A 19,577-nucleotide genomic window follows, 5' to 3' on the forward strand; every position below is an offset into this window, starting at 1 on the left:
ATACTGTAAGTTGATAACCAATACTTTTACACAGATTAAATAATCTTAAATTCTAGATTGTGGAAGAAATTCTAAAAGTGCTCCTAAAATCTGTTCCAGTCATAAAATGAGTCAAGTCGACCAGACAAATGATCACCAAAAACTTCTTAATATCTTGAAGCTTCTGACTAACAAATACTATAGTAGCTTCCTTTTAAGATTTTACTCTGGGTCTTTTATTACATATCCCTCGTTATTAAGTTTCATCAACCTATTATAAAAACTTTTAAAAATCTCAACTGATCTTGCTTTATCGAAGTCACCAACTAAATTATTAAAATTTGTAGTGTACGTTCTATTTGCTGTATGAAATTCATTACTAGAATCTTGACTATTAACAATGCATCCAATTTGTAGCAAAAAAGCGAGAAAATTTTCCGTGTCAAGGTTTTCTATTTTCTGCAATAGTTCATTGCTCCATTCAGAAAAACGCTCTTCTATATTATGACTATAGATATAAATCAATAATATTTGTGCTTTTCTATTAAAATACTCAATTTTAGAATATAATTCTTCTCCTATCTGTGAATCTCTAAAGTGAAAATATTGAAAAATTTTATGCTTAATAATAAAATAAAAAATTTCAGATAAATCCTCTTCACTTAATTTATATCTTAAAAAGTCTGCCACATCATCAATCACTTTTGTACTAATTAAAGACGGATTGTAGTCGGGAACCTCTTTTTTTACTTTCTTTTGAATAATGATATCCATCAGCATATTATTCTTTCCAAGTTTAGATAATTCTAATGTTTGTTGGAATAATAATTCTTGCTCATTCTCAGTTAAATTCTCAAAATTTTTTATATAATCAAAGAAATCTTGCTGATTATTTAAGATTTCCGGAGATAGTTGTTTCTTATTATTAATAATCAAAATTAATTCATCAATTTTTCTATTAGATGGTATTTCATTAATGAAATACGCTTCACAGTTAGAGCGATAACAAACAGGATACAAATCATTTTTTTCAAATAAAATGTTTTGCAATTCTTTGATTAGCCACAACTTATTTGAATCTATTTCAATACCTTTCCTACCATTCTTTAGAGACTTATATGCTTCTTGATAGTAAAGATAGAGATAAAGAACAACCAGTTGTTGCTCAATTTGGACATATTCCTTTTTATCACGACCGATTAATTCCAAATTAACATAATCATTGAAACGTTCTCTGTCTCTTAAATTTTTATCGTCCATTATGAAGACTCTCTTGAATCCATCAGAAAGCTTTATTTTAAATCTCTCTTCTAATTGTTCAAAATAATCTCCCCATATTTTCATAGGATGTAAAACATAAGGAATATCAAATCTTCTGTCTATTATTTTTGAAAGATAATTATTATCATTTCTATGTAGAAGTTCTATATCTCCAACAAATATAATTGGAAGTTTCCCATTTAACAAACTAAAAAGTTTGTAACTAGCTTCTTGTTGAATATTAGTCATTCTATCAAAGTCATCAACAACTAGAACTTTTCTTTTGAATGAAAAATATTTTCGAGTCAATAACCAGCTATAAATTCCATCTGATTTTATTTTCAAAAATTGATGAATTGCTACTATTAAAGCAATCACTCCTGCGAATAAAACAACCCAATTAGGTACATAAGCGCTTAGCCCCAAATCAACTACATTAGTCATTAGGATTGATAATGCAATGCATAGAATTACAATTAATCTTAAACCCCAATAAACAAATGGATGTAAATTCGCAAAAACTGTCTCTAAAGTTGAACGACTGTCATTTAATCTCCAAAAATCAATAGTAACTAGTTTAACTTGTTTCGTATCATTGATATCTTTAAGAAAAGTAGATTTACCAGATCCCCAATTCCCATTAAGAAAATACGTTTTATTTTCTTTTAATAAATCAGCAAAATTTTTTGCTGCTGTTGATGTATCGATTTTCTCTAGTTTAATATAATTCTTTTCCATTTTGATTTACCTAAATAAACATATCCTGCAAGAGTTTCTTTTTCAAAGTCTCAAGCTGAGAAATTTTTTCTTGATGAGAATTGATCAGGTTATCTAGGTTTGAGAAATAGGAGCCGATGGCTTGTTGTTCTTTAAACTCTGGAAATACAAATTTCAAGCTAGAAAAATCTTTAAAACTAATGCTTTTCCCATCTCTAATTCCATAAGTGACTGTCTCTAATCGTTTTATAAAGTCCCTTGAAGTTAAAATTGAATTCCAAAAATCAGGTAAGTTATTTACTTTATCAATAAAATCAATAATTGTATATGCAGGCGAGGTTATTCCTTCTAATTTAGATAAAGCAAAACCTCCCTGAAAAGAACGTAAATGAATTACAAACTGACCTGGTTTGACAAGCTTATAATTATTGAGAGTGGCTTCATCATACTTAATATCAATGCCTATTTCATCTCTCAAAACCATACCATCAATTTGAGAAGCTGATAACACAGGCAACAAAGCTCTATTTTTCTCAGACACTGACTTAAAAATTTCATCTGCACGTTTATTTTCCCACTCACCCTCAAATCCATCTAAACGAATCTCAGGGACTGTCTGTCCAGCTTTAGGAAACATCTTGGAGAGCATGGTCGCCTTGAGAGATTGGTAGTTGGCAAGATTTTCCTTATAGTTAGACAGAAGGTCGTCAAGGGTGCGGAAAAGAGAACCAATGGCGGATTGTTCTTCTGTTGAGTCTGGAAGATAAAATCCAAAGGAATCAATTTCTTTGGACGATATATTTGGTTGTGCACCTGCTACTAATACAGCGTTTAGTTGGTTAGTAAATGCTTTCGTCTGCAAAACAGAAGAAAGAAATTCATAGTCTACTTCCCCAGTATTTTGGAAATAACCTACTCGTTGATTTTGATAGTATTCTTCCTCAGAATCTAACATAGCTATTTTTCCAGTAGTTGCTCCTGACATAGCCAATAGAATTGAACGTCCTCTAAGAACAAATTTTTCATCTGGAATTATCTTAGAGTAATATTCAAACTCCCCTCCAACAGTTCCGTCAAATTTGATATTTGATATTCTAACAACTGGAATGCCAGTATTTTGAAATTTTTCACTTTTGAAAGCAAAGCCTCCACGCAGGGGCGCAATACTATGTAATTTTTTTCTATTCCATTTCTCATCAAAATTTTTGAATTTTATTTTAGGTAGTAAAGCTTTCAAACTCTTCTCCTTACCTTATTTCTCATTTTTTATATTATATCATGAATCATAATAACAAATGCTGATAACAAAGAAAAAAGAGAAGAAATTACTTCTTCCCTAATAGCACTATTCCAAACCTAACTTTATCTATCCTTTGTAAGACACTCTATTAACTCTTCGTCTGTCATAGATTTATTATCACTAAACCTAATTGCATTATCATAGTATACATCATAGTATTCAGGCGATGTCAATGTCATATCTAAAATATAGCTTTTATCTTTATCCTTTTGATATTTTGCTACTATCTCTGATTCCCGTAATTCTTTTTTAGATTTTGGTGTACCATTAGTCCTTTGGTACTTTTCCATCAACTGCAAATGTTGAAAAATTACTGAAATATATCTAAAAGGATTTACTAAAAATCTTTTACTTACAACAGATTTCGGAACTAAGATAAGAAGTTCCTCTACACCATTTTCATTAGGAGCAAGAACATACTGGCTTTCAAAGGTAGCCCACTCATGACTCTCGGCATCCCAATAATCAAAACGTTGTACTTCATTACTGATTTTTAAACCGTGTAATCGAGCTAGTTCTAAAGAATATAAAATCAATTCTTTTTTTAATAAACTTACTAACAAATCAGACATCCTATCTTCTGAAAAACTCTTTACAAAAATCGGCATCGCTATAGGTGTCAGTAATTTTTCTTTGATTTTATCTACCGATTTATAGACATACCCAAAAAATTGATCAAGCATCTTCATTGAAACACCTGTCCCTTTGGAGTTACTCTCAGAATATCCAAAGTGGATAGCATTACATTCTTTAGAGTGTGAAAATAGTTGTAATGCATCTGATTTATTACCATTATCGTAAACTTTATAAACTGTTTTTACAAAATCATTAGCAATATCCCTAAACTTATCTGGTAAAAGCAATGGGTCCACAAATAATTTAACATCCTTTGATGTATCTACATCAACAAAATCTAATCCTACTTGGATTGATTCTCTATTTAATAAGTTTGATATTCTTATAATATGTACCTCTTTTTTCTATATTTTGTAGAAAAAAGAAAATTATCAAAATGAGATTTACATTTCTTTTATTTAGTGTTAGAATAAAAGAGAATTTTTGAAATAGTGCTCATATCGCATTTTGAAATTCACCATCTCTAACTAGTCGTCAGCGCCCACTGACGTCTTTTTTCTACAATTCATATTATACCAAACAAAAACAAAAAAGCAATATTGTTTTCTATATATAGTGTTGATTTTTTTGAAAAATAGAATAAAACACAATATATAGTGCAATATTTTTAAAAAGACTATAAAAACTAATCTTTTTCTTATTAACTTTCAACATTTAGGTATTAAATAAACTATTGATTCTATCCAGAATTTAAACAACTTATTTATTAACTATTATTTATTTCTCTACAATTTTGTTAATATATAAATTATCCACGAAACCACAAAAATCCCCTTAGAAATCTGCTTCTAAGGGGTTGTCTTTATCCTGCTACTTGGGCTGGTTCTGCTGGTTTGGTCTTTTTATCTTTCTTGCTACTAGTGATGAGACGGCGCTTGCTATCTCGGATGCTATTGAGTTCCTTGAGGAGTTGGGTCAGGTGTTCCTTTTCAGGGTAGGCTTCTGCACTGGCTGCGGTATAGCGCATAAAGAGGTCGTAGCTTGTTGAAAGTTCGGTACGGAGTTGTCTGGTCTTGCCAACTTCCTTGGCAGACTTAGAAGCACGCGCCTTACTCTCCACTTGGTCATATTCCTCTTGAGCGTTGACCACAGCCGTCAGCATAGGGGTCAGTCCTAGACTGGTCACTGCCTCATGATAAGGTGTTTCACCAAGCGTTTTGAGCAAGCTCTTGATTTCTGCCGTTTCCACATCATTGCTGTGCTTGGTGATGTCCTTGTACTTGGCAAAGACTGGTTTCAGAGTTTCATGAGCTTCTTTGAGCTTGGCATCCTTAATCTTAGCAAATCCTCTATGAAGGGTAAAGAGACCAACCAAGGCACTATCACGATTGCGATCGACTTCTGTCAGATTACTAGACTCTTTCGTTTCCACCGACGCAAGTTGAGCTTGAAAATCATCTAGCTTGGTCTTGAAGGGTTCCAGATGTTTGGCATACATAGCCTCATCCTTGTTTGCCTTAGAAAAAGTCGCCAAACTTTGATGAGTATCCATCATCAGGCTCTCAAACTCACGGTTGGTAAAGTTGCTGTAACTAAGTGGGCGAATAGCGTATGTTTTTGTCATGATAATATCCTTTCTATTTAACGAATCATTTATTGTCTTCTTTATCAAACCAAGACTGGATTAGTTCTGGAAGATAGACCTGTTCTTGATCTGTTTTTACAATGCTTCCTTGTCTATCATGTTGAATCAAAGGTCTATCCTTAAATACAAAGACTTGAAACAATACACAGACCAAAAATAGAAGCCCCCATAAAGGAAGTGTCGATAGAATACTATCCTCATCATCTTTAACTTTCTTCATCAATTTTTCTCCTTTGAGTTGATACATTCATTCTAACAGTTTCTCAAACCATTTTAATCCCCATCCGCTCAACTGTCATTATTTCCATCTAAAATGTACTTTTCAGGACAAATCAGACTTTTCCAAATTAAAAAATCCCTATCTGACTGGACATACATACCGTCCATCAGATAGAGACACTTACTATTTATAGATTTTAACTCTTCTAGCTTTAGAATACATCTAAACTTTAGGAAAGACGACTATTCGAAAGCTAGAAAACCTCAAAACTTTCTCAGATAAGCTATTCGAAACGTAGATTGCTTATAAATTTATGGAATTACAATCATTCGATACTTAGAATACATGTAAACTTTAGGAAGCGGAACTATTCTAAGTCTAGAAGGACTATCTCCCAACCCTCAACGGCTCAATGACTTCCTCTACTAGCTGGGTATAGGCTTCCTTGATTTGTTTTTTATAGAGGAGAGGATTGAGGGCATCTGCCACCTCTAGCTTATAGTCCTGATAGCGCTGGCTCTTGGTCAACTGGCTTTCTCCTAGTTGTTTTTTAGCTCCCTTACGGTAGTGTTCGACATAGTAACGGAGTTCATCCTCTCCGACATACCAACGTTTGCTAAAGACTTGGATATGTTGCTGGATGACAACCTCTATCATCTGATCCAAGATATTTGCGATAGACTGACCACGATAGTTTTCTGGATGCTCTTGTACCTCTCTCCACAGTTCAGTGATGATCTGGGCAAGATTTGGATTGGTCTTCTCAAGACTCTGAATATAGTTATCCACGGCTTCCTTATCTTGAGAGCTTAGGTGCTTTTCTTGACTTTGACCTTGTTCAATCAGGCTTTGGATCAAGGTTAGGATATAGGCATAGTTGATTTCGTCCACTTGGATAGACTCCAGTTCATAGTGGATATCAAGTGGCTCTCCATCGTCATCATCCTCTACTCGACTTTTTAATTCTGCAAGGACATTTCGATAAAGACCCAGATACCTTTCCAACTTCTCTCCATCAAGTCCCGTCTGACTGTAAACTTCTTCCTCATCATACTCTTTATACACTCGGATAGAGGCTAGGTACTTATCAAGAGCTTGATAGGTTTTAGCTAGTTTCCTCAACTCAGGCGTAGAGACTTGCTCAAAATCTAGACCATTCACATAGTCATCAGTAGCAAGATTTTTGAAATCACTGCAACTCCGTAAAAAGTTCCTCTTTTCCTCTTCCCAGCTTGGAGCTAGAACCTCGTTTTCACCACCATTTGAGTAGAGTTTGAGGGCACTATCTACTGCTCCCTTAAAGGCTAGGGGCTTTTGGAAGGTGATGATATGACCATAGGTCTTACTGCTATCAAAAATACGGTTGGTTCGGCTAAAAGCCTGAATCAAGTCCTGCGGTTGCATGGGTTTGCGGTCGATAAAAATAGTTGACAGACAAGGGGCATCAAATCCCGTTAAGAGACGATTGACAACGATGACTAAGTCCAACTGCTCATTGCGATAGAGGTATTTGTCCTGCTTTCGAGCTAGGCGGTTATTGACATCCGTATTAAAGCCACGAAGATCCGACATGGTAAAGTGGGTATCAAACTCTTGGTTATAGTCTTCTAAAACCTGCTTCATGTGGTCTTGATTAGCTCTTGACTCTTCTTCATTTTCAGTGACCGAGTAGGTGATGGTCGCCTTTGGAAAGTCTGGAAGAACCTGCTTGACTCTTTCCGATACCTTAACCCTCGTCTCCCCAGCCTTGACCCGTTTGAGCAGGTCATAGTAGGCTTGGGCTTGAGGGATGGATTTGACGGTCAGGATGGCATTGTAGGTCTTACCTACTCCCTTTTGGAAGCCTAACTGTTGACGGGATTTATTGATAATGGCATCCAAGACTTCCAGCATATGCTCCTCATTCTCATACACGGTATCTGGTATGTCATTTTCGGATTTATCCGTGATGAGGGTATTGCGATAATCCACCTTAAAGCCTAAAACTGCTCCATCATGGATAGCTTCCTTGACTGTATACTCATGGAGACGGTCTCCGTACTGTTGCTGGGTGGTTTGGGCTAGATCGCCCACTTGCTGGCGTTTATTTTCCTTAAAAATAGGTGTGCCTGTAAAACCATACCAGAGAGACTGTGGGAAAAAGGCCTTAATGTCTTTTTGTGTTTGAGGTGTTACGGCACGGTGGCATTCATCCACGACAAAGGCCACTCGGATACCCTTGATTTTGTCCGCATCTCTTTGGTAAAGACCTTGATCAAACTTACGCATCATGGTGATGATTTTCTGGATGGTCGTTACCACCACACGCTTATCATTACTTCCTAGTCGCTTGACCAAATCATGGGTATTATCCGTCTCATCAATATCAATGACATCATTGGTCGCATAAGAGAGAAATGACGAAGTGGTCTGTTGGTCCAAGTCCCTGCGGTCAACAACAAAAATCGTCTTTTGGATGGATGGAATCTGGAGGAGATTCCGAGCCACCTTATAAGAAGTCAGGGTCTTCCCTGAACCTGTCGTATGCCATACATAGCCTGATGCTTGCTGGCGAGAAGCTTCTTGCACTGCTTCGATGGCGTGGATCTGATAGGGGCGCAAGAGGATGAGAGCCTTCTTGCTATCATCAAGGACAGAATACTGCATGACCATCTGATGAGCACGAGGGATGGAAAGGACTTCGTGGGCAAAACTGGTCAAGCTTGTTATGGGTTGGTTGTCCTTATCCACCCACTTGGTTAGAAATTGCTTGTTGAGTTTATTTTCCCTAGCTGCAGCGATATAGCGTGTGTCTACTTTATTGGTCACAACAAACATCTGTAAGCTAGAGTAGAGGCCACGGAACTTTCCTTCTCTATCATACTTCTTGATTTGATGAAAGGCATCTAGAAAAGCAACTCTGGGACTTTTAAGCTCGATTTGAATCATGGGAAGGCCATTGATCAAGAGGGTCACATCTAGCCTGCGGTCTTGATCCTGAGGATTTATCTTATCTCTCTCGACTTGGTTGACAACCTCATAACTAGACTTACCAGCTGCGATATTGTCTCGCCAAATGACAGATAAACGGATAGTCCCCAAACTAGCATCTTCTCTCTGAACCTCAACCTTGGCAATGCCATTTTCGCCGACCAACCACTTGGCCGCATCATAGTAGCTAACAAAGTTCAGTTGATTCTTTATCTGGCGTTTTTCCTGTTCTGTCAGGGGATGATCTGCCAATAGAGCCACATTGTTCTGGGCTAGCTTTTCAAAGAAGTTTTCCCATAATTGCTCTTCTGTTTTAAGGTCATCTCTGTAAGTCCATTGACTTTCCCCGGTCACCAGTTGGTTGATCAGTTGTTTTTCTATCTCCAGTTCTGGTTTTACCTGTATCATACTCTCTCCTTTGCTACATGTCTGCTCCCTTTATTATAGCATGTTTAGCCTCAAAATCCATCACTCTTCCTATAGCAAAAAGACTCATTCCCCCTTTCTCCTCCAAAATATGGTATAGTAGAGTTATACTATCTATGAGGAGTTTACATGTCACAGGATAAACAAATGAAAGCTGTTTCTCCCCTTTTACAGCGAGTTATCAATATCTCATCGATTGTCGGTGGGGTTGGGAGTTTGATTTTCTGTATTTGGGCTTATCAGGCTGGGGTTTTACAGTCTAAGGAAACCCTCTCTGCCTTTATCCAGCAGGCAGGTATCTGGGGGCCACCTCTCTTTATCTTTTTACAGATTTTACAGACTGTCGTCCCTATCATTCCAGGAGCCTTGACCTCGGTGGCTGGGGTCTTTATCTACGGCCACATCATCGGAACCATTTACAACTATATCGGCATTGTCATTGGCTGCGCCATTATCTTTTATCTAGTGCGCCTCTATGGGGCTGCCTTTGTCCAGTCTGTCGTCAGCAAGCGCACCTATGACAAGTATATCGGCTGGTTGGATAAAGGAAATCGTTTTGACCGTTTCTTTATCTTTATGATGATTTGGCCCATTAGTCCAGCTGACTTTCTCTGTATGCTGGCTGCCCTGACCAAGATGAGTTTCAAGCGCTATATGACCATCATCATTCTGACCAAGCCCTTTACCCTCGTGGTTTACACCTACGGTCTGACCTATATTATTGACTTTTTCTGGCAAATGCTTTGACATGTAAAAAATCCGTTTGGTTTTCCAAGCGGATTTTGTGCTTTATTTTGAAACTTCTTTTGCAAGAACAAAGTTCCCAAGAGTAGCAGAACCATTTCCTGCGACTGCTGGAGTTACGATGTATTCACGCACATCTGGTACTGGTAGGTAACCATTGAGAAGAGATGTAAATTTCTCACGGACACGGTCCAGCATATGTTGTTGAGCCATGACCCCTCCACCAAAGACAATCACGTCTGGTCGGAAAGTCACTGTCGCATTGACCGCAGCTTGAGCGATATAGTAGGCTTGAACATCCCAAACAGGGTTGTTGAGTTCAATGTTTTCCCCACGAACACCTGTACGAGCTTCCAAACTTGGACCAGCTGCATAGCCTTCCAGACATCCCTTATGGAAAGGACAAACACCCTTAAACTCTTTTTCAATATCCATTGGGTGTCTAGCAACATAATAATGACCCATTTCAGGGTGACCCACACCACCGATAAACTCACCACGTTGGATAACACCTGCACCGATACCTGTACCGATTGTGTAGTAAACCAAGTTTTCAATACGAGCACCAGCATTGTTACGGGCAACCACTTCACCATAAGCAGAGCTGTTTACGTCTGTTGTGAAGTACATTGGCACGTTTAGGGCGCGACGAAGGGCACCAAGCAAGTCCACATTTGCCCAGTTTGGTTTTGGAGTCGTTGTGATAAAGCCATAAGTTTTTGAGTTTTTATCAATATCAATCGGACCAAATGAACCAACTGCAAGACCAGCAAGATTATCGAATTTCGAGAAGAACTCAATGGTTTTATCGATTGTTTCGATTGGAGTTGTTGTTGGAAATTGTGTTTTTTCTACAACGTTAAAGTTTTCATCACCGACAGCACAGACAAACTTTGTACCGCCCGCTTCCAAGCTTCCATATAATTTTGTCATGATAAACCTCTTGTTTTTATTTTCTTTATTATAGCATATTTCGAAAGTCTAAATTTCTCTATTTTTTAGATTTTCCTCTGTAAATCTTACCATTCAAGCAAAAACGAACAAACATGTCATTTGTTCGTTTTCACATTAGAGAGGATTGATTAGATTTTCACTTCGATCACAGCATCCCCCTTCGCAACTGAACCTGTTGCGACTGGAGCTACTGAAGCGTAGTCAGCTGTATTTGTAACGATAACCATTGTTGTATCATCAAGTCCAGCTGCAGCGATTTTGTTTGAGTCAAATGTTCCAAGAATATCGCCAGCTTTCACCTTATCACCTTGAGCAACTTTTGCTTCAAAACCTTCACCGTTCATAGACACAGTGTCAATACCAACGTGGATCAAAACTTCAGCACCATCAGTTGTTTTCAAACCAAAAGCGTGTCCTGTTGGAAAGGCGATTGAAACTTCAGCATCAGCTGGTGCATAAACCACACCTTGACTTGGTTTCACAGCGATACCTTGTCCCATAGCTCCACTTGAGAAGACTGGGTCATTGACATCAGCAAGAGCGACAACATCACCGACGATAGGAGTTACAAGTGTTTCATTTTGAAGAGTATCAGTCTCTTCCACTACTGGTGCTTCTACTGTAGGTTCAGTAACTGTTTCTGCGGTTGCTGTGGCAGCTTCATCAGCAAAGACACTAGCTGCTTTTGTTTTACCGTAGAAATAAGTGAAAGCAAAGGCGGCAACAAAGGACATGATTTCCGCAACTATATACATAGGGATTGAACCAGCCTTAATAGAAAGGAATCCAATAAATCCAGCCGCTCCCAATGAAACTGCAATAACGTGAGTTAAACCTGCTACGAAGGCACCAATTGCTGAACCAGCAAGGGCGCAGAAGAATGGGAATTTGTATTTCAAGTTTACCCCAAAGAGAGCAGGTTCTGTAATACCAAGGAAGGCAGAAACAGCAGCCGAACTTGACAATCCTTTTGTTTTAGCATTTTTTGTCAAGAAGTAGATTGCAAGAGTAGCCGCACCTTGTGCTACGTTTGCCATTGAAGCAACAACAAAGATGTAGTCTCCAAATCCAGTACCGTTATTATTGTAAGCAGACAACAATTGTGTTTCGATTGCTGGGAATGATTGGTGAAGACCTGTCATAACGATTAGCGAATATGTTCCACCAAATAGCCCCATACCAAAGGCACCTGTTGTGTTGTACAACCATACAATCGCATTTGTAATCGCATCAGACACAACCAACATAACAGGACCGATAACTGTAAAGGTAAGGAATCCTGTAATCATCACTGATAAAAGCGGTGTGAAAGTGAAGTCAACTGCAGATGGCAATTTCTTGTGGAAGAATTTTTCCAAATTTGCTAACAACCAGACTGCAACAAGGACTGGAATAACTTGATAAGCATAGTTTGTTTGTGTAACATGGAAACCTAAGATGTCCCAGAAGGCTTCTTTACCACCTAAATCTGGAGTGGTCATAATCATACCGATTGCCGCACCAAGGAATTGGTTTGCTCCAAAGCGCTTGGCTGCTGAAATACCAACCAAAACAGGGAGGAACATAAATGGAGCAGCAGACATCAATTGAATCATAGCTGAGAAGCCTTTGATTGCAGGATACATATCTTCAATTGATTGAGGTCCAAACAAGTCTGGTGATGTCAAGAAGTTACGTAAAGCCATCAAGAGACCACCTGCAACTAAGGCAGGGATAATAGGAACAAAGATGTCTGACAAAAGTTTAATTAAGTCCATCAATGGATTGAACTTTTTGTCTTTATTAGCAATCTCTTTCAAATCATCTGTCGAAACTTCTTTCAAACCAGTTTTCTTGATGATTTCCGCATACACAAAGTTAACATCTCCAGGACCAATGATAATTTGATATTGTCCGTTAGTGCTAAAAGTTCCCTTGACATCCGCATTATTATCTAGAGCTGCTTGATTCACTTTTGATTCGTCTTTCAATACCAAACGAAGACGAGTTGCACAGTGGGCTGCAGCTACAAGATTATCCTTACCGACAGCCTCAATGACCTCGGCAGCAACTTTACTATAATCCATAGCAAAAATCTCCTTATATAAAATTTTGTTCTTATTTGAAAGCGATTTTATTCGCCCTTACGACTATTATTTTATCATGTTTTAGAAATATGTCAAGCGTTTTGCAGAAAAAATAATCTATCCACTTGATGGGCACGCTTTAGATTGATTGTTTTTGATTGTTTTATCAGGTATTTCTTGAAAAAATAAATTTAAAATCTTAGTTGAAAAGATTTTTATTTCATTATCTTTCATATTTTCCTGAAAATTTAATTGATTTCCTGCATTTATTTTATGATAAACGTTTGACAGTTTTTTCTCTTTTTTAACATAAAAGGCTTGCTTTTTTTTCCGAAAACGGTTACTATTAAAAGTAATAAGATTTTTGGAGGAATAAAATAAATGGAATGGACAACTGAGCGTCGTTACAGACTTTATCAAGATTGGACGCAAGAAGAAATTCAACATATAAAGGAAAATATGGCACAATCTCCATGGCATACTCATTACCATGTTGAGCCAAAAACAGGACTTCTCAACGACCCAAATGGCTTTTCTTACTTTGATGGAAAGTGGATTGTTTTTTATCAGAACTTTCCTTTTGGTGCAGCCCACGGTTTGAAATCTTGGGTGCAATTGGAAAGTGAGGACTTGGTTCACTTTACAGAAACCGGAGTCAAAGTTTTGCCCGATACTCCATTAGATAGCCACGGTGCCTACTCTGGTTCTGCCATGCAGTTTGGCGATAGCTTGTTCCTATTTTATACGGGAAATGTTCGTGATGAAAACTGGATCCGTCACCCTTACCAAATCGGTGCTTTGATGGACAAGGATGGCAAGATTACAAAGATTGATAAGATCTTGATCGACCAGCCAGTTGACTCTACTGACCACTTCCGCGATCCGCAAATTTTTAACTTTAAGGGGCAATACTATGCTATCGTCGGCGGACAGGACTTGGAGAAAAAAGGTTTCGTCCGTCTCTACAAGGCTGTAGACAACGACTATACAAACTGGCAAGCCGTTGGCGACCTTGACTTTGCTAACGACCGTACTGCCTACATGATGGAATGTCCAAATCTGGTCTTTGTAGGAGAGCAACCTGTGCTTCTCTACTGCCCACAAGGATTGGATAAAGAAGTTCTAGACTACGACAATATCTATCCAAATATGTATAAAATCGGGGCTTCCTTTGACCCTGAAAATGCCAAAATGGTAGATGTATCTCAACTTCAAAACATGGATTACGGTTTCGAAGCCTATGCTACTCAAGCCTTCAACGCTCCTGATGGACGTGCTCTAGCTGTTAGCTGGCTTGGCTTGCCAGATGTTTCTTACCCATCTGACCGTTTTGACCACCAAGGAACCTTCTCTTTGGTCAAGGAACTCACTATCAAAGACGGCAAACTCTACCAATACCCAGTCGCAACTATCAAGGACCTTCGTGCTTCTGAAGAAGCCTTCTCAAACCGTGTTCAAACCAATAACACTTACGAACTCGAACTCAACTTGGAAGCTAATAGCCAGAGCGAGATTGTCTTACTTGCTGATAAAGAAGGCAAGGGACTTTCCATCAACTTTGACCTTGTAAATGGTCAAGTGACAGTAGATCGTAGCCAGGCTGGAGAACAGTATGCCCAAGAATTTGGTACAACTCGTTCTTGCCCAATCGATAACCAGGCTACTACTGCTACAATCTTCATCGATAACTCTGTCTTTGAAATTTTCATCAATAAAGGAGAAAAAGTATTTTCTGGTCGTGTCTTCCCACATGCGGACCAAAATGGTATCCTGATTAAATCTGGAAACCCAACTGGAACTTACTATGAATTAGATTATGGTCGCAAAACTAACTGATGTCGCCAAACTTGCAGGCGTCAGCCCTACTACCGTTTCTCGGGTTATCAATAAAAAAGGGTATCTCTCTGAGAAAACCATCCAAAAAGTCAATGAAGCCATGCGAGAATTGGGCTATAAACCCAACAACCTAGCTCGTAGCTTGCAAGGAAAATCAGCTAAGTTAATCGGTTTGATTTTCCCCAATATTTCCAACGTTTTCTATGCAGAATTGATTGATAAGCTGGAACACCAACTTTTTAAGAATGGTTACAAGACCATCATCTGCAACAGTGAGCACGATTCTGAAAAGGAACGCGAATACATCGAAATGTTGGAAGCCAATCAGGTGGACGGCATCATTTCGGGTAGTCACAACTTGGGAATCGAAGACTACAATCGCGTGACGGCACCAATTATTTCCTTTGACCGAAACCTATCGCCAGACATTCCTGTCGTCTCCTCTGACAACTACGCTGGTGGGGTTCTTGCTGCCCAGACCTTGGTTAAGACAGGCGCCCAGTCTATCATTATGATTACAGGGAATGACAATTCTAACTCGCCAACTGGACTACGCCACGCTGGTTTTGCATCTGTACTCCCAAAAGCTCCTATTATCAATGTTTCCAGTGACTTTTCGCCCGTCAGAAAAGAAATGGAAATCAAGAATATCTTGACCCGTCAAAAACCAGATGCCATCTTTGCTTCGGATGATTTGACCGCTATTCTGGTCATTAAAATCGCTCAAGAACTGGGCATTTCTGTCCCAGAAGATCTCAAGGTCATCGGCTATGATGGGACTTACTTTATCGAAAACTACTACCCTCACCTGACAACGATTAAGCAACCTATGAAAGAGATTGCCCAACTCACTGTCGATCTCCTTTTGCAGAAGATTGAAGGCAAAGAGGTCGCGACAACTGGTTACTTCTTACCAGTCACACTATTACCAGGAAAAAGTATTTAAGTACAAAAAACTCAGACGAATTCGTCTGAGTTTTTTGGCTCTATAATATTTGTAGTGGGTAAATCCCCTATGGATATTATGGAGCCTATTTTGTTGTAGAAAAAAAGTCCCATAAGATCTATAATGAAAAGCGACGAAACAACTCATTAGAAAGAATCATATGGAACCATTACATTTTATCATAAAACTGCTCGATATCAAAGACCCTAATGTCCAATTTATGGATATCATCAATAGGGATACTCACAAAGAAATCATCGCTAAACTAGATTATGAGGCACCATCTTGCCCTGATTGCGGAAGTCAAATGAAGAAATATGACTTCCAAAAACCGTCGAAAATTCCTTACCTCGAAACGACTGGTATGCCTACTAGAATCCTCCTTAGAAAGCGTCGTTTCAAGTGCTATCATTGCTCTAAAATGATGGTCTCACAGACCTCTCTCGTCGAGAAAAATCACCAAATTCCTCGTATTATCAACCAAAAAATTGCTCATAAGCTGATTGAAAAGACTTCTATGACCGATATTGCACATCAGCTTTCCATTTCAACTTCAACTGTCATTCGCAAGCTCAATGACTTTCGCTTTAAGCATAACTTTAGCCAACTTCCTGAGATTATGTCCTGGGACGAGTATGCCTTTACCAAGGGAAAAATGAGTTTCATTGCACAAGACTTTGATAATCTCAACATTATCACCGTTCTTGAAGGTAGAACACAAGCTATCATCCGAAATCACTTTCTGCGCTACGATAGAGCCGTTCGTTGTCAGGTGAAAATCATTACGATGGATATGTTTAGTCCCTACTATGCCTTAGCTAAACAGCTTTTCCCATGTGCTAAAATCGTTCTCGACCGCTTTCACATTGTCCAACATCTCAGCCGTGCTATGAGTCGTGTCCGTGTCCAAATCATGAATCAATTTGAGCGAAAATCTCATGAATACAAGGCTATCAAACGCTACTGGAAGCTCATCCAGCAGGATAGTCGTAAACTGAGTGATAAACGTTTTTATCGCCCTACTTTTCGTATGCACTTAACAAATAAAGAAATTCTAGACAAGCTTTTGAGCTATTCAGAAGACTTGAAATTCCACTACAATCTCTATCAGCTCTTACTTTTTCATTTCCAGAATAAAGAGCCAGACAAATTTTTCGGACTTATCGAGGACAATCTAAAGCAGGTTCATCCTCTTTTTCAGACTGTCTTTAAAACCTTCCTAAAGGACAAAGAAAAGATTATCAACGCCCTTCAACTACCCTACTCCAACGCCAAATTGGAAGCTACTAATAATCTCATCAAACTTATCAAACGAAATGCATTTGGTTTTCGGAACTTTGAAAACTTCAAAAAAAGGATTTTTATCGCTATCAACATCAAAAAAGAAAGGACGAATTTCGTCCTTTCTAGATCTTAGCTTTTCTTCAACCCACTACAGTTGACAAAGAGCCAGTTTTTTTATGATCTTAAGTTTTCTAAATAATGCTGGGCTGTCTCGAGATTAAAGGTTTTATCTGCGATGAGGCGCTCAACTAGGGGAGCAACTTCAGACTCACTAGCACCTGCTAGGAGAGCTAAGGATTTGGCCTGTAATTTCATGTGACCTTGCTGAATCCCTGTACTCACCAAGGCTTTGAGGGCTGCAAAGTTTTGGGCAAGTCCGATAGACACGATAATCTGGGCTAATTCTTTAGCAGAAGGATTTCCCAGTAGCTCATGACTGAGGGCTACACGAGGGTTGAGGCCGATAGACCCACCCTTGGTCGCTACAGGCATGGGCAGAGTCATCTCACCAACTAATTCTTCTCTTTCAAGGTCCAGCGTCCAGCAGCTAAGACCTTGATAGTGCCCATCTCGACTGGCAAAGGCATGGGCCCCGGCTTCGATGGCACGCCAGTCATTACCAGTGGCAATCAAAATGGCATCAACACCGTTAAATATCCCTTTATTGTGAGTAGCTGCTCGGTAAGGATCAGCCTGCGCAAACTGGTTAGCTAAAGCTATTTTCTCCGCAATTTCTCGTCCTTGGTCCTTCTGGCGGCTCAAGTAACGAAAGGCGATGCGACAGCTTGCTGTCACCAGAGAATCGGTCGCGTAGTTTGACAGAATCCCCATGAGACTCTGTCCCTGACAGAGTTCTTCTAAGACTGGTTTCAAGGCTTCCAGCATGGTGTTGAGCATATTGGCTCCCATGGCTTCTTGGGTATCAACATGGAGATAAACAACAAGGAAGTCTGTTTCGCCTTTTATCTGTTCTACATGCAAATCACGCGCCCCACCTCCACGTTTAACGATAGAAGGATAGGCTTGATTGGCAAGTTCCAAGAGTTCGGCTTTCTTGCTTGCAATCTGCACTTGCGCTAGATCAGGATTAGCAACTTGATAAAGGGCCACCTGCCCAATCATCTGGCGCTCATGAACTTGAGCAGTAAAACCGCCTGCTCGCTTGATGATTTTACTTGCATAGCTGGCCGCAGCAACCACGGACGGTTCTTCTGTCACATAGGGAACTGTGTATTCCTGACCGTTGACGAGGACCTCTGGGACCAGCGAATAAGGTAAAGAAAAAGTTCCCACCACATTCTCACTCAGCTGGTCTGCCACAGTCACACTAATCTGTTCATCCTGCTCCAGACTCGCTTGTCTCTCAGGACTAAGGAGCGCCTGAGCTTTTAACAGCTCGAGGCGCTCTTGGTATGATTTTTTAGAAAATCCATTCCAACTTATCTTCATTATTTTTCAACCTTGCTATAACGGCGTTGGTGGTCCACAATTTCAACCAAGGCAAAATCTTGATTTTCATAGCCAGCAAACTGGGCAGAATTTGTTTCATCTAAGTCTACTTCCTCAAAGAAGACTTTTTCATAGTCTACAACAGACAGGGCAGTTCGTTGGTTGAGCTTATTCAAACGGTCTTTATCCAGATAAGCTTCATATCCTTCAACCAATTCACCACTAAAGAACTCAGCTACAGCCCCACTTCCGTAACTATAAAGGGCGATTTTATCGCCAGCCTTCAAGCTATCTGTATTTTCCAAGAGAGACAAAAGTCCAAGGAAAAGTGAACCTGTGTAGATATTCCCCACCTTTTGACTGTAGAGAATAGACTGGTCAAAATGCTTTTGCAAGAGGTCTTTTTTCTCTTGAGGCAGGCTCTTATCCATGATTTTTTTCAAGCCTTTTAAGGCTAATTTAGGATAAGGCAAGTGGAAGCAAACAGCCGCAAAATCATCTAAGGTAAGCTGGTAACGTTTTTGGTATTCAAGCCAAGTCGTTTTCAAACTATCCAAGTATTGCTGGGTAGAATAGACACCATTTACATAAGGAGTTGTCGAGTAATTTGGACGCCAGAAATCCATGATATCACGGGTCTGAGCCACATTGTCATTATTAAAGGCCATAATGCGTGGATTTTGTGTAATTAGCATAGCTACACTTCCAGCACCCTGAGTGGGTTCTCCTGGAGTTTCAATACCGTATTTGGCAATATCACTGGCAATGACTAAAACTTTGGACTCTGGAGAATTTTCCACATGCAATTTGGCATAATGAAGGGCCGCTGTCGCTCCATAGCAAGCTTCTTTAATCTCGAAACTACGAGCAAAGGGCTGGATGCCCAGCAAACCATGCACAAAGACGGCCGCAGCTTTACTTTGGTCAATTCCTGACTCAGTAGCTACAATGACCATATCAATTTCTTGTCTTTCTTGCTCAGTTAAAATAGAGTCACTAGCACTGGCCGCCAAAGTAACGATGTCCTCAGTTAGGGGCGCAATACTCAATTCCTTGAGTAAGAGTCCTTTACTTAATTTTTCAGGGTCAATTCCCCTCGCTTCTGCTAAGTCTTGTAATTTCAAGACATATTGACTGGTCGCAAAACCAATCTTATCAATACCGATTGTCATATTTACCTCTGTTTTATCATTCATTGTAAAAAA

14 protein-coding genes are annotated in these 19,577 nt (G+C 39.1%); 4 read left to right on the forward strand and 10 right to left on the reverse strand.

The genetic code is table 11. From position 1 onward, the window contains the following. Positions 1-201: 201 nt before the first annotated feature. The 6 genes from ACLNCV_RS01930 to ACLNCV_RS01955 form a co-directional block, all read right to left on the reverse strand. Positions 202-1,977: a P-loop NTPase fold protein gene (locus ACLNCV_RS01930; RefSeq protein ID WP_020903014.1), complete on the reverse strand. Its 1,776-nt coding sequence runs from the start codon at positions 1,975-1,977 to the stop codon at positions 202-204. A 10-nt stretch (positions 1,978-1,987) separates the two neighbouring features. Further along, on the reverse strand, positions 1,988-3,193 hold the full coding sequence (locus ACLNCV_RS01935; protein WP_020903013.1) for a restriction endonuclease subunit S: 1,206 nt from the start codon (positions 3,191-3,193) through the stop codon (positions 1,988-1,990). Between the two features lie 125 nt (positions 3,194-3,318). Beyond that, positions 3,319-4,128 (reverse strand): hypothetical protein, encoded by an 810-nt coding sequence (locus ACLNCV_RS01940; RefSeq protein WP_020903012.1) that lies wholly within the window; start codon positions 4,126-4,128, stop codon positions 3,319-3,321. A 566-nt stretch (positions 4,129-4,694) separates the two neighbouring features. Beyond that, the gene (locus ACLNCV_RS01945) at positions 4,695-5,456 is read right to left on the reverse strand and encodes a DUF6261 family protein (RefSeq protein ID WP_020903011.1); all 762 of its coding nucleotides are present in this window, start codon (positions 5,454-5,456) and stop codon (positions 4,695-4,697) included. A gap of 25 nt (positions 5,457-5,481) precedes the next feature. Further along, positions 5,482-5,697 (reverse strand): hypothetical protein, encoded by a 216-nt coding sequence (locus ACLNCV_RS01950; RefSeq protein WP_020903010.1) that lies wholly within the window; start codon positions 5,695-5,697, stop codon positions 5,482-5,484. 387 nt (positions 5,698-6,084) lie between these two features. After that, positions 6,085-9,075 carry a type I restriction endonuclease subunit R gene (locus ACLNCV_RS01955; protein WP_261126368.1) on the reverse strand — a complete coding sequence of 997 codons (2,991 nt, stop codon included), beginning with the start codon at positions 9,073-9,075 and terminating at the stop codon, positions 6,085-6,087. A gap of 147 nt (positions 9,076-9,222) precedes the next feature. Here ACLNCV_RS01955 and ACLNCV_RS01960 point away from each other — a divergent pair, with 147 nt between their 5' ends. Continuing rightward, positions 9,223-9,840, forward strand: a complete 618-nt coding sequence (locus tag ACLNCV_RS01960; RefSeq protein ID WP_000076189.1) for a TVP38/TMEM64 family protein — start codon at positions 9,223-9,225, stop codon at positions 9,838-9,840. A 42-nt stretch (positions 9,841-9,882) separates the two neighbouring features. Here the strand turns inward: ACLNCV_RS01960 and scrK are convergent, their stop codons facing one another. Then, a complete protein-coding gene (gene scrK, locus ACLNCV_RS01965) occupies positions 9,883-10,770 on the reverse strand; it encodes a fructokinase ScrK (protein WP_084927800.1) in 888 nt (295 codons plus the stop codon). A 149-nt stretch (positions 10,771-10,919) separates the two neighbouring features. Next, positions 10,920-12,857 (reverse strand): sucrose-specific PTS transporter subunit IIBC, encoded by a 1,938-nt coding sequence (locus tag ACLNCV_RS01970; RefSeq protein WP_153199200.1) that lies wholly within the window; start codon positions 12,855-12,857, stop codon positions 10,920-10,922. 381 nt (positions 12,858-13,238) lie between these two features. On the opposite strand from ACLNCV_RS01970, the gene ACLNCV_RS01975 reads away from it, so the two are divergent. The 3 genes from ACLNCV_RS01975 (at position 13,239) to ACLNCV_RS01985 (ending at position 17,056) form a co-directional block, all read left to right on the forward strand. Continuing rightward, on the forward strand, positions 13,239-14,693 hold the full coding sequence (locus ACLNCV_RS01975) for a glycoside hydrolase family 32 protein (RefSeq protein ID WP_261029125.1): 1,455 nt from the start codon (positions 13,239-13,241) through the stop codon (positions 14,691-14,693). Further along, positions 14,674-15,639 (forward strand): LacI family DNA-binding transcriptional regulator, encoded by a 966-nt coding sequence (locus ACLNCV_RS01980; protein WP_261029124.1) that lies wholly within the window; start codon positions 14,674-14,676, stop codon positions 15,637-15,639. The genes ACLNCV_RS01975 and ACLNCV_RS01980 overlap by 20 nt, the downstream gene beginning before the upstream one ends. Positions 15,640-15,799: 160 nt before the next feature. Beyond that, the gene (locus ACLNCV_RS01985) at positions 15,800-17,056 is read left to right on the forward strand and encodes an ISL3 family transposase (RefSeq protein WP_078238307.1); all 1,257 of its coding nucleotides are present in this window, start codon (positions 15,800-15,802) and stop codon (positions 17,054-17,056) included. A gap of 41 nt (positions 17,057-17,097) precedes the next feature. Here ACLNCV_RS01985 and ACLNCV_RS01990 read toward each other — a convergent pair whose 3' ends face one another. Further along, positions 17,098-18,372 carry a hydroxymethylglutaryl-CoA reductase, degradative gene (locus tag ACLNCV_RS01990; protein WP_261029123.1) on the reverse strand — a complete coding sequence of 425 codons (1,275 nt, stop codon included), beginning with the start codon at positions 18,370-18,372 and terminating at the stop codon, positions 17,098-17,100. Then, positions 18,372-19,544: a hydroxymethylglutaryl-CoA synthase gene (locus ACLNCV_RS01995; protein WP_261029122.1), complete on the reverse strand. Its 1,173-nt coding sequence runs from the start codon at positions 19,542-19,544 to the stop codon at positions 18,372-18,374. Before ACLNCV_RS01995 ends, ACLNCV_RS01990 begins: the two co-directional genes overlap by 1 nt. Positions 19,545-19,577: the final 33 nt, after the last annotated feature.

This window comes from Streptococcus sp. CL5.50, from assembly GCF_049738015.1.
Classification (GTDB): domain Bacteria; phylum Bacillota; class Bacilli; order Lactobacillales; family Streptococcaceae; genus Streptococcus; species Streptococcus mitis_CA.